The sequence below is a fragment of the Mycobacterium sp. genome (assembly GCF_004298145.1).
In the GTDB taxonomy this organism is placed as follows: domain Bacteria; phylum Actinomycetota; class Actinomycetes; order Mycobacteriales; family Mycobacteriaceae; genus Mycobacterium.
On the sequence record NZ_SCRH01000033.1, the window covers coordinates 139,793 to 152,970 of the forward strand.

General features: G+C 63.1%; 13 protein-coding genes. 1 reads left to right on the forward strand and 12 read right to left on the reverse strand.

All coding sequences use genetic code 11. The features are described from left to right. Positions 1-363: 363 nt before the first annotated feature. From EPN51_RS13155 to EPN51_RS13205, 12 genes are all read right to left on the reverse strand, one after another. Entirely contained in the window at positions 364-1,800 is a 1,437-nt protein-coding gene (locus EPN51_RS13155; RefSeq protein WP_293043028.1) for an FAD-binding oxidoreductase, read from the reverse strand. A 99-nt stretch (positions 1,801-1,899) separates the two neighbouring features. Continuing rightward, positions 1,900-2,640: an SDR family oxidoreductase gene (locus EPN51_RS13160; RefSeq protein ID WP_293043031.1), complete on the reverse strand. Its 741-nt coding sequence runs from the start codon at positions 2,638-2,640 to the stop codon at positions 1,900-1,902. Between the two features lie 54 nt (positions 2,641-2,694). Then, complete coding sequence (locus EPN51_RS13165; RefSeq protein ID WP_293043033.1) at positions 2,695-2,967, reverse strand: hypothetical protein; 273 nt, start codon at positions 2,965-2,967, stop codon at positions 2,695-2,697. A gap of 210 nt (positions 2,968-3,177) precedes the next feature. Further along, positions 3,178-4,302 (reverse strand): acyl-CoA dehydrogenase family protein, encoded by a 1,125-nt coding sequence (locus tag EPN51_RS13170; protein WP_293043036.1) that lies wholly within the window; start codon positions 4,300-4,302, stop codon positions 3,178-3,180. Beyond that, positions 4,303-5,535 (reverse strand): acyl-CoA dehydrogenase family protein, encoded by a 1,233-nt coding sequence (locus EPN51_RS13175; protein WP_293043038.1) that lies wholly within the window; start codon positions 5,533-5,535, stop codon positions 4,303-4,305. Between the two features lie 407 nt (positions 5,536-5,942). Continuing rightward, the gene (locus EPN51_RS13180; RefSeq protein ID WP_293043041.1) at positions 5,943-6,545 is read right to left on the reverse strand and encodes a TetR/AcrR family transcriptional regulator; all 603 of its coding nucleotides are present in this window, start codon (positions 6,543-6,545) and stop codon (positions 5,943-5,945) included. A 40-nt stretch (positions 6,546-6,585) separates the two neighbouring features. Further along, on the reverse strand, positions 6,586-7,245 hold the full coding sequence (locus EPN51_RS13185; protein ID WP_293043043.1) for a hypothetical protein: 660 nt from the start codon (positions 7,243-7,245) through the stop codon (positions 6,586-6,588). Positions 7,246-7,262: 17 nt separating this feature from the next. Further along, positions 7,263-7,520: a cytochrome C oxidase subunit IV family protein gene (locus EPN51_RS29000; protein ID WP_366509432.1), complete on the reverse strand. Its 258-nt coding sequence runs from the start codon at positions 7,518-7,520 to the stop codon at positions 7,263-7,265. 103 nt (positions 7,521-7,623) lie between these two features. Further along, positions 7,624-8,265 (reverse strand): cytochrome c oxidase subunit 3, encoded by a 642-nt coding sequence (locus EPN51_RS13190; protein ID WP_293043046.1) that lies wholly within the window; start codon positions 8,263-8,265, stop codon positions 7,624-7,626. Between the two features lie 10 nt (positions 8,266-8,275). Beyond that, positions 8,276-9,049, reverse strand: coding sequence for a hypothetical protein (locus tag EPN51_RS13195; protein ID WP_293043048.1), 774 nt, complete (start codon positions 9,047-9,049; stop codon positions 8,276-8,278). A gap of 1,194 nt (positions 9,050-10,243) precedes the next feature. Next, positions 10,244-10,999 (reverse strand): hypothetical protein, encoded by a 756-nt coding sequence (locus EPN51_RS13200; RefSeq protein WP_293043051.1) that lies wholly within the window; start codon positions 10,997-10,999, stop codon positions 10,244-10,246. Positions 11,000-11,363: 364 nt separating this feature from the next. Continuing rightward, positions 11,364-11,891 (reverse strand): TetR/AcrR family transcriptional regulator, encoded by a 528-nt coding sequence (locus EPN51_RS13205; protein WP_293043265.1) that lies wholly within the window; start codon positions 11,889-11,891, stop codon positions 11,364-11,366. A 128-nt stretch (positions 11,892-12,019) separates the two neighbouring features. Here EPN51_RS13205 and EPN51_RS13210 point away from each other — a divergent pair, with 128 nt between their 5' ends. Further along, complete coding sequence (locus tag EPN51_RS13210; RefSeq protein WP_293043055.1) at positions 12,020-13,177, forward strand: LLM class flavin-dependent oxidoreductase; 1,158 nt, start codon at positions 12,020-12,022, stop codon at positions 13,175-13,177. Position 13,178 lies beyond the last annotated feature (1 nt).

Consider the following 13,178-nt stretch of genomic DNA (forward strand, 5'->3'; position numbering starts at 1 on the left):
GCACTAGGCGCTGCTCCGGTATGGGGGCGTCTTGGCTCGCGCCCTCGACTTTACACGAGGGTTAAATTGCGTAACGCAGCAGGTCGGGAAGCTGGCCGCTAGGCCGCCGACGTCGTGGCGGTCGACGAGATGGTGACTTCGGAATAGAAGTTGCCACACGTATCGCAACGGACCTGATACTCGAGCTTATCGTCGCGCTCCAGAAAACTGTACTGCGCCCACGCCATGCATCGAGGGCACCGTGCGCGACCGTGTTCCACCGCCATTGCCAACCCCTTACTCGCACAGATGCAGTGGAAGTACCCCGTGCGAAGCTGGTCTAACCACCGACTTGCGAGCCCGCGCCGCGGCGGCGCCCAGCGGCTAGTAATTGAGCCCGGAGAACATCACCCGGCCGGGATCATATTTCTGCCGCACCGCGCTCAGCCGGGACAGGTTCGGGCCGAAGTAGCGCGCCGGGGACTGGTTGGCCTCGATGTAATTCACATAGCCGCCGACCGAATACTGTTGCACCGCTTGGTGAGCCGTGCCGAGCCAACTGGTTGCGGCCGAGGGGTCCCCCGATGTTTCGACGTACCACTGCACCAGCGCCGACTGGCGACGCCACGGAAACGCCGTCGCTCCCGGCGCCACCGTGGCGAGGGCGCCATCGAGGGCGTGCATGATCGCCAACATCCGGCCGGCGTTGCGGGGAAAGGCGTTGACCGCCGTAGCAATCCCCTGTGCCACCCCCGCGTTGACGGTGGGGAAGACATCGGATCCGCCGACGTACCCCAGCGGCGACGGGTTGAGATTCCCGACCGCCAGGTAATTCACCAGGTCCATGTAGTTGAAGGTGTGGTTCTCGGTGCCCGACGGCTGCAGTCCGACCGCTTGGGTGATGGCAGCCGCCGTGCTGTTTCCCGACCCGGCCGGCGAGGTGGCCATGATTCGGCAATGCATGCCCGTCGCGTCGACGGTGGCATCGGCCAGCGCCCAGCTGTTGCGGTCGGCGGTACGCAGCCAGTTCTGCCATCCGACCAGGACCTGAGCGAACGACTGCGGCGGGAAGTTGAGGTTGACGACGTCGACGTCCTTGGTGGGGAACGTCGCGAAGGTCAGCGAGGTCGTCACGCCGAAGTTGCCGCCACCGCCGCCGCGCAACGCCCAGAACAGGTCGGGGTTGCTGGCGGCGGACGCGGTGACCGCCTGGCCGTTGGGCAGCACCACCGACGCCGACGTCAACTGATCACAGAGCAGGCCCGCATGCCGGGACTGGGCGCCCAGGCCGCCGCCTAGCGCGTGCCCCGCGGCGCCGACCGACGGGCAGGTACCCGTCGGGACGCCCCGGCCGGCCGCGGCCAGGGTCCGGTGCATCGTGTACAGGCTGGTGGCCGGCGTCACCGTGACCTGCCCCGTGGCGGCGTCGTAGTTGGCATCCCCGGGTAGTTGGCGCAGGTCGAGCACCATGGTCCCGTTCGCGGTCGACGCGCCGATATAGGAGTGCCCGCCACTGCGCGGAGCGACCTTGAGGTTGTGGGCGGCGGCGAATGCCATGGCCTTTTGCACATCGGCCGCCGACGTCGGGGTCACGACAGCCGCCGGCGTCGACCCGTTGTAGTTGGTGTTGAAAACCTGCTTGGCCCCGGCGAATTGGGAACTGTCCGGAAGCAACACCTTGCCGCCGAGCGCGGTGGAAAGACCTTCCCATCCGGACGGCCGTGGATCGGCGACAGCCCGGGGTGAGCCGAGAACCGCTCCGGCGGCTAACGCTCCGACGGCGCCCCGCAAAAACGTCTGCCGTGAGATCTCACGCGCCACCGTCGGGCTCCCGGGACTGCCTCATGTCCCGAATTGTCGACCACGAGAATCGTGGTGCCGCATGACATGTCGGTGGTTGACCGAAACGTGCCCGAACCGTTACCCGGCACCCTTGCCGTTGTCGACCCGATAGACGGCGCCATGAATGGCGGCCGCAGCGTCGCTGGCGAGGAAGGCGATCACATTGGCGACGTCGAGCGGCCGCATCATCCCGCGCGGCGAGGCGGTGCGCATGATCAGGTCGTAGTTCGGATTGTCGGGCGCGCTGAACTGCTCGATTTGCGGTGTGAACATGCCGCCCGGGCACACCGCGTTGACGCGCAGGCGATCCGCCGTGTACTCCACGGCCAATGCCCGGGTAAGGCCAATCAGCCCATGCTTGGCTGCGCAGTAACCGGCCGAATACGCCTGACCTTCGACCCCGGCGATAGAGCTGACGTTGACGATGTTTCCGCCTCGCTCCAGCAGGTGGGGCAGCGCGGCCCGGCACAGAAAGAACGGGCCGTTCAGGTTGACCGCGACGTCGCGCTCCCAGTCGTCGTCGGTCATCGACTCCGTCCGGCGCATCTGATGCTTCCCGGCGACGTTGACAAGAATGTCCAATCCGCCGAACTCGCGGACGCACTGCTCGATCGTGTCTCTGCACGCCGACGCCGAAGCAATGTCTACCGATGCGTACATACCACTTTCGACGTCGGCGAACACGTCGGCCAGGCGCCCGGTATCGCGACCGATACCGAAAACCGTTGCGCCCTGGCGGGAAAACAACTTGGCCGTTTCCGCGCCCAGGCCCGACGACGCCCCGGTCACCAACGCCACTTTGTCCTGCAGTGCAGCCATACCAGTTCTCTTCCTTAGCGACGCTCGATGCGGCGGAATGCCGGTGGCGCTCTATTACGACCGTATCCGCACGACGCCACCCCGCAGAAGTTCAAGTGGGACAATCAGTCTCGATCCCCGCCTGGTGGAGAACATCCGCCCGGTCCGTAAGCTCTGCTGGAGCCGGCGTGCCGTGATCGTCGCGAGCAGGTTGATCGCCAGCTTGCCCAGTGCGATCCGGCTGGTGCGCTTCGTCCAGCTTGGCCGCGCGGAGCCCGCACGACGTCCGAAGTAGTAGCCGATGCATGTTGCCGTCGTGAGCGCGCAGATGGCCGCGATTACCGTCACGTGATGAGCGTCCTTGGTCGCCGTCGCGGGAAGGTCACACGCGGGCTACACCTCGGCCACCAAGTCTCGATTCACCACTCAGCGCCAGCACCCACTCGATGGGCTAGCCACGCTCTGAAGCCGCGCGGTCACACCCGGCCTCGGCGGTGAGGCATCGAACGTTGGTAGCGCAGCCGACACGCTGCCGCGGCGACAGGCTGGGCGGGTGCCTTACGTCTTCGTCAGCTCGGCGTATCGCGCGATGTGTTGGTCGGTGGTGCCGAACTCGTATTGGATCGCGGTCAGCCGCTTGAAGTAATGGCCGATCGCCAGCTCCTCTGTCATCCCCATCCCACCGTGCAGCTGCACGGCTTGCTGGCCGATGAACCGCGCCGCACGGCCGATGGTGGCCTTGCCGGCCGACACCGCACGGGCACGGGTGGCGTCGTCGGCTTCGAGATTGAGAATCGCGAGATAGACTGCGGCGACGGACTGTTCGAGTTCCAAAAGCATGTCGACCATGCGGTGCTGCAGCACCTGAAAGCGACCGATCTGCTGGCCGAACTGCTGGCGCTGTTTGCAGTATTCGACGGTGTCCGCCAGAACTTTTCGCATGCAGCCCACCGCCTCGGAGCAGATCGCGGCCGCCCCCTCGTCCCGTGCCCGGCTCACGGACGGCCATGTGTCACCCTGCTCGCCGAGTATCGCCTCAGAGCCGAGCCGCAGATCGTTGAACGCGAGGTCGGCCGCGCGGCGGTCGTCGATGGTCCGATACGGGTGCATCGCGATACCCGGTGAGCCAACATCTGTGAGAAATAGCGAAATTCCATCTACGCCTGGTGTGCGCGCAGTGACTAGCAGGTGCGTTGCCAGCGGCGCACCGACGGCCATCGTCTTGTGGCCGTTCAACACCCAGCCGTCGCCATCACGTTCGGCCAGCGTCGAGACGTCCTGCCACCGATCCGCCGAGGCCGGCTCCGCGGCTGCCAGCGCCACAATCGCAGTGCCCGCAATGATGTTGCCCAGCAGAGATATTGCCGCAGGGGTTCCGGAGCGGCGCAACAGCCCACCGGCAACAACGACCGTGTCGACGTACGGTTCGACCACCAATGCGTGACCAAGCGCCTCCGTGATGATCATGAGTTCGATTGGACCACCACCACTTCCGCCGACGTCCTCCGGTAGCGTGGCTCCCAGTATGCCGAGCTCGGTGGCAAAGGCGCGCCAAATCTCGGGCTGCCACCCGGCTCCGGTCTTGGCAGCAGAGCGGCTCTTCTCGAGGTCATAGCGGCCGGCAAAAAACCTCGCCAGCCCGTCGCGCAGCAGTTCTTGCTCGTTGGTCGGATTGAAGTCCATCTACAGTCCCAGCGCCGCTTTGGTGAGAATGTTGCGTTGAATTTCGTTGCTGCCGGCGTAGATCGAACCAGCACGGTCGTTGAGGTACCGTAGTGGCGCTACTGCCTGCCAGGGCTGGCCCGCCACGTATCCATCGGCGGGCGGCTCGAACTCGGCGACCGGGCCGCCCGGCTCAGTAACGTGCGGTTGGTAGGCCCGACCGCGGGGTCCGGCCGCCTCCAGCGCGAGTTCGGTGAGTGCCTGACTGAGTTCGGTGCCCAAGATCTTGAGCATCGACGACGCCGTACCGGGGTTGCCGCCGCCGGCCATCGTCGCGAGCGCGCGGTACTCGAGGATCTCCAACACCTCGGTGCGAATCCGCGCGTCGGCCAATTTGTGCGCGAAGGCCGGATCGTCGATCAGACGTCCGCCACCCGGTCCGGGTTGGTCTTTTGCCACCGCGGCGATCTCTTCTGCCCGCACCTGCAGGCCCGGCGCTACCGCACCGCCGCCCCGTTCAAATTCCAAGAGATACTTTGCGACCGTCCAGCCCTTGTCGATCTCGCCCAGGACGTTGCCCTTGGGTACCCGTACCTCGTCGAAGAACACCTGGTTTTGAATCTGTTCGCCCGACGTCATCACCAGCGGGCGAATCGCAATACCGGGTGAGGTCATGTCAATCAGCACGAACGTGATGCCCTGCTGCTTCTTCTCCATGCGAGACGTGCGCACCAGGGCGAACATCCAATTTGCTTCCCCGGCATGGGTGGTCCAGATCTTGCTGCCGGTGCAGACCAGATCGTCGCCATCGTCGACGGCGGCCATCGACAGCGCGGCCAGATCCGATCCGGCCTCGGGCTCGGAGTATCCCTGGCAGAAAAACACCTCGCCGGTCAGGATGCGGGGCAGGAAATAGCCTTTTTGCGCGTCCGTTCCGTACGCGATGATCGCGTGTGCGACCATCCGAATCCCCATCGGGGACAACGGTGGCGCGCCCGCCAGCGTCGATTCGCGACTGAAGATGTAGTGCTGCGTGAGGCTCCAGTCGCAGCCGCCGTACTCAACCGGCCACGCCGGCGCCGCCCAGCCTCGCTCGTGCAGAATCGCCTGCCACGCCATACTCGCCTCGTGTTCGGCGTAGACGCTGGTCATCAGCCGACCTGCGCGCCGCAGCTTGGGCGTGAGCTTTTCATCGAGAAAGTCGCGGACCTCATCTCGAAAGTTCAGCTCATCAGTTGTCCACTGCAGATCCATGAGTTTCCCAGCCGAGACGTCGTGGCAGCCTATCGTCCGCGTGAGTTTAGCCCACGCCATCAGCCGTGCTCATGGGTGCGCGGCTGTAGCAGCTCCAGGTTGCCGAGCCATATGGTTTGCCACGAAGAGCCGCGCTGAGCGCTTCGCGCGCACGGCCGCATCTGCGATCTCGTTCATGCCACAGAGGCAGAGAGTTGGTTTCTTGGAGCCGTCGCAACACATCTGGTTTCTGGAGGTTGTGTTGTCATCGTCTCGCCGTGTGAAAAAGGGCCCGGGCCGGCGGAGCTGCGAGCTCGGGGCTGGTACATCTCGACGGCCGGTCGCGAAGTTGAAGTGTGCGGACCTCAGCAAAACAACTGGGCACCACCCTACGGTGGAGGCTGCCGACGCGCCTCGGAAAAGGATCGTCAAGACGTTGCGTGTCGCCGTCGGCTATTCGGTGTGCGGTCGCCAGAGAACACTGAGGGCAGCGCGAACTTGCGTAATTCGTGACGCAGCGATTCGGGTGTTGGATTGTCGCGCAGAAGGGCAAAGGTCAAGACGCCCTGTAGCCATCGGCTTGCCTCTTCGATCGTGACCTCGGGCCGCAGTCGGCCGCAGGATTGCGCCCGTTCCAGGATCGGACGCAGACTGGACCGGATCAGGTTCTCGATCGGGTGGGATTCACCAAAGACCGTCTTGACGCGGTCTGGCGGCAAGCTGGCTGACAAGCCGGCCAGTTCTTGATGACTGCCAGTGAGTTCAACTGCTCTGGCTAGGAATTCGACGAGGGCTTCGTCGAGATCACCTTCCTCAGCGAGCTTCCATGAGTCGATCTGTTCTTGCAGTTCCTCGCAGCATTGCACGATGGCCAGTTCCAGGAGTTGGTCGCGGCTAGAGACCGTGTAGTACAAAGTCTGCCGGACGACCCCGGCCGATCGTGCCACGTCGGTCATCGTGGCACGGTCAGGCCCGTACTGCGCGAAGGCTCGTCGCGCTGCCCGCACTAGGCTGGCCGTAGGTTCGTCCATGCTGCAAGCATATGCAGCGGGGTGGCCATTGCCGCGCCGCTCACCCCGGCTCCGTGCCCTCGGCGATCTGTTGCGTAAGCGCCTTGTGTACTTCGTAACTGATTGCGCCCATCCAGATGGCGAAGGCTGCCAGCGGTATGTAGATGCCGACGATTCCGTTCCATGCGAATGGGCCGGTCTTGAAGAACAACACCATACCTGCGGGTGTGATGAGGAGAGCCGCCCAGGCAGTCAGGTAGGCGAGCCAGCGGGGCAGGACGGGGCGGGGACGGCGATCAATGAGGATCGCGGCCACGATGCACCACATCTGGACCCACAGTGACCAGATTACGGTGACGAACAAGATCCACCCCACATCGTGCAGCGCTTCGGTGATCTCGGCCGCTCGTCCGTCGAAGCGGAATGCCCCAGCCATCCACACGCCGATAGGTGTGATGAATTCCAGCGACAACAGACCGCACGACACGACCTGGGTAGTGGCTAGGGCTCGCGCTCCTTCAATTCGCCTGAGCTGGCCCGAAATCGCTGCCGACCACGGCACCAGCAGAGCCGAGGCGGCCATCACTACGACCAGCCCGATCTTGATCAAGACGGTGTTGTCCGCGTAAAGCTGTCGGATCTGGTCTGCTGACGCGCTGGGTCGAGAGGGCGGAAAGAAGCCCATCACGAAGATGAAGGTTGCGAACCAGATCAAGACCATCAGCGGCCCAGCCCAGATCAAGACTCGCTGAACACGTGCTTCCACGATGAATTCCTTTCAGATGAACAATATTTAGCCAACGAGGTACAAGACGGAAGTGAGGACGCACACGCCGTGGACCACCCTTCAAGCAGTGCGCGCCACACCAGCGGTGCATCCTTGAGGTCCATGAAGTAGAGGCCGATGTAGCGGATCTTGACAAACGCGATCGCCAGGATGTCAGGCTCGCCGCCGTGGGATCGTCGACGATCCCGCGGTGCGTGCCTAGTGCCCACGACAGCACAGTGCCGGAGATCAGCAGGACCCAAACCACAGTGACCGCAGATTTAAGCGGGTCTGCGCGGCTTCGAACGGACGCTAACTGACTCGTCACCGCGATCACTGAACCAGGAAGATCAACGGGAACAACACGATCCACAACAGATCCACCATGTGCCAGAAGCAGGCACCGCCTTCGAAGAAAGCGAATTGACGCTCGGATATTTCGGATTTCCGCGTGAGGGTGAACAAGACAATCAGGACCGCCAGACCAACCATCACATGGAAGGCGTGCAGGCCCGTCAACATGAAGTAATACATGAAGAAGTCGCTACTCTGCGGGGTGATGCCATGGCTAATCTTCTCGGCATATTCGATCACTTTGATGATCAGGAAGCCGACGCCGCATGCCCATGCCGCCGCAATGAACCGGGGTGCGAGGGTGCGGTGGACACCAGATCTGACCGCTCGCACGGCAAGCACGACACATAGTGAGCTGGCCAGAAGCAGTACCGTATTGACCGCACCCAAGTTGGCATTCAGTTCGGCCTGGTCATGCGCGAACGCAACGGGACTGAACCTGCGGGCGTTGAGGAAAACGCAGAACAGCAGAGCGAATACGCACATGTCACCGAAAATGAAGATCCATGTTCCCGCTTCGCCGGGAACATGGGGATGCCCGACCTCCGGCGCCTCGGCTGGTACCTGCGGTCCAGCTTCCATCGACGGTGCGTCGTCGGCGTCTCGCCGGGGCAGTCGCACGTTGGTCCCGCTAGACGAGCGTGTCATGCGCGGCCTGCTCTACGCCGTATTCACCGTTCTGCTTCGCCGCGGCCTGTTCACGCAATGCGCGGAAGATCAGCCCGCACTGGACGATGATCCATACGGTGAAAAGGCTTACCGGCGACCAGAAGACGAGCAGACCGTCCCACGCCAACGGGCCCGAGCGCGGAACGAACGCGAATGCGCCGGCCTCGAACATCACCGTGATCCATAGTGAAAGATAGCCCCACCAGCGTGGGAACGGGTTGTGCGCAATCAGCTGCGTGGCAGGCCGCAACGCGATCACCGTAACGGCCACCCACATAAAAATGTAGAACTGGTCGCTGGTCACCAACGTCAAGACGCCGAGTTGGTGCATCAACGCGGTCACCTCGGGCAAGCGATTGGCGGTAAACGCCGCCGTGCCGAAGAAAATGGTCGGCAGCGCCAAAAACAGCGACATCAACGCACCGCTGACCAGCGATAGTACCGTCCAGATTTTGGCTCCGCCGACCTCCACCCGCGCCATCTGTATGGTCAGCACCGCCAGGATCGGCATCATGAACGCCCCTGACCACCCGGCGATGACCGCGCCCCAGCGAATTCGGATGCTGTTGTGCTGGTAGAACTCCGCGATCTGAGTGGCCGACCACTGCGCACTGGGTGGCGGCACCATCTTCAGGAGCACTACTAAGGCGAAGCCGTACACGACGGCCAGGCCGATTCCCCACCAAAGGATGACGCGCTGACTCTTTTCGGAGAACAAGCTCTTTTGGACCCCCACGTGTGGCTCCTCACCCCTAGGCAACGAAACGTGCGGTAGATCACGCTAGCACGCATACGACGGTAGGACAATTAATGTCGTACTGTCGTGTTACTGGCAGGGGGCTCGTGTTGACGAACAGCTGTCAGGGGCTGCTGCTGTACTTGGCGGCTACCCGGAGGAGGCGACGGCGCGGAATGCCCGTTTCTGCGAATGATGGTCTCCCCTGGCATCATCGACACGATCGCCAACCAGCACGCCGCCCGCAGCGAAGGGGTCGTCGGCTGCGTGAGATCACTCCAGCGCTCAATGTCGAGATCCGCCGTGCCTCGGAACACGACGCCTCGAACTACTACTCACCGGTCTTCATGCCCACAGCGGACCGAAACTCGGGTCCAACGATGCCGGGTTGACGGTAGCTATTGGCTCATGTAGCCACCGCATGGCGGGCTGTGGACTATCAGCCGCAGCCGGTACCGACACCGTTTGAGCTGTGTACACCGAATCGCGCACCTCATGGCCAGCCTGTCGGAGGTGACGCCGCTGACGACCTTGTGGACGGTTGCGGCTGCAACCCAACGAGAGTGGAACAGGTTGGGTTTCACGGCCTGTCGAGTTCGGCGGGTGTGAACGGCGCGGGGACGTTGCGTCGGACGCCGCTCTCACACTCCCTCGCTGGAGTCCCCGCCGGCGCCGGTCTGAGACAGCACATCGACCAGCAGCTGACCGACTCGGACTTCGGGTCCGGTGGAGTGCTGGTACCGCCACATATCCACTAAGCGGTGCATGCCTTCGGGCAGCCCCGGGATTGTTGAGCCGAACGATTGCCTGTAGGTCAGCAGGTTGCGGCAACAGACTGGCCAACACCACTGGTGTTGGCAGCGTTTCGCAGAGTGTTGCGAATCATGAACCGATGGTCGCCGTTGTTATTCACTGACGTTTTCAACCCGGGCATGACCGCCTTTAAACCGAAAGCCGAGCGAATCGCCACTTTGCATTCCGCTGACACGCCTCCGATAGGCAACGCGGTCGCCGGTGGCGAATCGATCATCCAATAACTTGGCAGTCCGGAAAGGCTACGTACTGTGCCTACCGTCTCCAACTCAAAGCAGACCTGCGCGCCCGCGATAAGGGCAAATTGTCAAGCTCAACTCCTCTCGGGCGCCACAATCTCCATCTCTGCGTCCGAGAGCTTCGCCTTGACGTCGTGGTGTACTAACCGGCCATCCCGGCCGGGACAGACGAAGCCGTCGGCTCGTAGCAGTACTTCTCCGCGCGGATCGTCCGATAGAACTGGATGAATGTGACGATGAGGAACGGGACGTACGAGCCAACCGGAAGCCAGAACCCGATGATGCCGTTCCACGCCAACGGTCCGGAGAAGAAGAACATGCACGCGAGGCCGGTCCCACCGATCGTTGCCATCCACAGATTCAGATAAAGGAACCACCGGGGGAACACCTGCGGCCCCTGCCGCTGAGTGAACCCGGCCATCGCCAGACAGAACAGCTGCATGCTGAAGGCCGGGAAGAACAGTAGGAACTCGATCCACGTCATGTCGTTGATCAGCTGAACCAACTCGGGTGTGCGGTCGAGGCGATAGAAGGCGCCGGCCCAGAAGATGAACGGCAGAATGAAGGCCACGGCATTCACGCAGCCGGCGCCGAACGCGAAGATGGCCCAGAGCGGGACGCGGCGCCCCTCCTCCATCCGCGCGATCTGCAGGGCGACCATCGCCGACCACGGCACCAACAGGGCCGCGCCCAGCAGCCCCACGACGATTCCCAGCTTGACCCACGTCAGCCTGGGTCCGAATTCCGCCATCAATTGAGCGCCGGTCAGCTGGGGTGATGGTGGCGGAATGAAGCCCGACAAGGGCATGAGTCCGACAAAGAACAGCAATCCGAACCCGATGCCGCAGCCCCAGAGCGCCAGTTGAAGCTTCTCATGGGCGAACTGCGATGGCGTCATGACTTGTCCTTACCTCACTCTTCCGACTTAGGTCGGAGTCTGGCGTGACCGGGTCGGGTCGTGTCGGTCACTGAACCGGATGTAGTTGCCGATCATTGCAAGAGCGCGCAGCGCGAAGACGACTGGTTTGTGCGCGACAATTGCGTCGAACTCAGCCACATCTGGCTTGTGCAGCACATACTTCACGGGGACATTTGATTGAGATAGTTTGTATCATAAACATCACTGGCTCAACACCCTCACGTCGTGTCGGTGGGTCTAATGCCGCCAATACCTCTGTGCAGCGGGATCGCTTCCGATCGCGTTGACTGGCAGCGTTGTTCAAAAGCTGATTCGAAGATGCGCGGGCGTATTCGTCGTCGAGCTAGCGCCTCCTGGTCAGTCCCGCGTCGAAGATCTTGGCGAGTCCGTCGACGATATCGGCCTCACTGCGGCCCGCTGTCGCCTCTTCGTGCAGCGCCAACGTCGTGACCGCCGCGAATACGATGCGCACCGCGATATGCGGATCGTAGGAATAGCCCTGCCGCTGCGCGATCTCGCCTGTCAGCTGCTCAAGCCGATCCAGCACCGGTGTCACATGCGCGCCAAAGGGGTCGGTGCTCAGCGCGCGGAACAGCGCCCGGTTGTCGCGGACCAGGGCCCATAGCCCCTCGACGTAGACGCGCATCATCCGGTGCGGTTCGGTGCCCGAGGCCACCGTGTGCTGCCATTCGACCAGCTGCTGCTCGACCAGTGCCTCGAAGGGTCGTAGCACCGCGGCGGCGAACAGCTGTTGTTTGGACTCGAAGTGGTTGAACAAGAGCTGTTCGGTGACCGTCGCTCGCTCGGCGATCTCCCGAGTCGTGGCGTTGAAACCCTTGACCGCGAACACCTCTCGCGCGGCATCCAGCATAAGCACCTGGACCTCAGCCCTGGTTCTGCGTCTGCGGCCAAGATTATTGATATTCGACATCTTGAAATTCCCGAGGGATCAACTATAGAGTGTTCACTCTACAATAACCCCCCGGAATCGAGCAGACGATGACGACTGTCGACGTGGCCCTTAACTACTGGCCGAGCCGCTATCTCCCGCCCCAGGCCGGCGCTGATTTCGCCAGGCAGATCGAGGCGACCGGTGTTGTCGACTGGTTCCAGACCTGGGACCAGTTGGTCAGCTTCTTCCCGCAGGCGCTGTGGCGGCCCGATGTCACTCCCATGGCCAACCTCAGCGCCGACTGCGACTCGTACTACAACGCCGCGATGGTCGCGCTGCTGGCCGCCACCGCGACGAGCAGGCTGAACATCACCACCACCCTGGACGCGGTGCGCAACGGGCCCGCCGAGTTGCTACAACAGATCCTCACTCTCGCGTCGGCCACACCGGCCAAGGTGGCTCTGCAGTTGGCAGCGGGCGAGCTCAAGCAGTGTAAGCCGTTCGGCTGGAAGCGATCCCAGGGCCTGTCTCGAATGGAGGACATCTTCGCCATCGTGCGTAAGCTGCTGTCCACCGACGGGCTGGTTAGCCACGACGGCAACCACTGGAACTACTCCGGCGCATGGATCGGCACCCACTTCCCCAAGGTCCCCGAGATCTGGGCACTCGGCGGCGGCCCCCAGCTGATCGACATCGCGACCACCTACGCCGACGGCTTCATCAGCATGGTGCCCAGCGCATTCACCACGCCGGAGCAGTGGGGCGAACAGGTCGCGAAGATCGACGCCCAGCTGGAGAAGAAGGGCCGCGACCCGGAGAAGTTCACCAACGGATTCTGGCCGTTCGTCATCGCCTACCGCAGCGAGGACGAGCGCGAACGCCTGCTCAACAGCCCGATCACGAAGTGGATGGCAGCGGTGTTCGGGCGACTGCATCACGGCGCCTGGCGCGACGAGGGCGAGCAGTTGATATTCGAGGAGAACTGGCACTACGCGCTGAAGATGCTGCCGCACCAGATGAGCAGGGCCGAGGTCGACGAGGTCGTCGCCTCCGTGACGCCGTCCATGGTTGAGAAGTCCTACATCATCGGCACGCCCGACGAGGTGGCCGCCGAACTCCAGAGGTACGTCGACGCGGGCGCTGACTACATCGCGCCGAGCGACCTCGCCCCGGCGATCTTCGAGGCCGAGGAACAACCGCGAGCGTTCGAGACGATCCTGCAGGTCTGCGCCCAGCTGAAGGGCGCGGGAGTCCTCACCTCCTAAG

What these genes read in the sequence shown, in the direction of transcription:
- EPN51_RS13160 (WP_293043031.1), bottom strand. Translation starts at nt 2,640, where the DNA reads ATGGCTGCACTGCAGGACAAAGTGGCGTTGGTGACCGGGGCGTCGTCG.
- EPN51_RS13170 (WP_293043036.1), bottom strand. Translation starts at nt 4,302, where the DNA reads ATGGACTTCAATCCGACCAACGAGCAAGAACTGCTGCGCGACGGGCTG.
- EPN51_RS13175 (WP_293043038.1), bottom strand. Translation starts at nt 5,535, where the DNA reads ATGGATCTGCAGTGGACAACTGATGAGCTGAACTTTCGAGATGAGGTC.
- EPN51_RS13180 (WP_293043041.1), bottom strand. Translation starts at nt 6,545, where the DNA reads ATGGACGAACCTACGGCCAGCCTAGTGCGGGCAGCGCGACGAGCCTTC.
- EPN51_RS13185 (WP_293043043.1), bottom strand. Translation starts at nt 7,245, where the DNA reads ATGGTCTTGATCTGGTTCGCAACCTTCATCTTCGTGATGGGCTTCTTT.
- EPN51_RS13200 (WP_293043051.1), bottom strand. Translation starts at nt 10,999, where the DNA reads ATGACGCCATCGCAGTTCGCCCATGAGAAGCTTCAACTGGCGCTCTGG.
- EPN51_RS13205 (WP_293043265.1), bottom strand. Translation starts at nt 11,891, where the DNA reads ATGCTGGATGCCGCGCGAGAGGTGTTCGCGGTCAAGGGTTTCAACGCC.
- EPN51_RS13210 (WP_293043055.1), top strand. Translation starts at nt 12,020, where the DNA reads ATGACGACTGTCGACGTGGCCCTTAACTACTGGCCGAGCCGCTATCTC.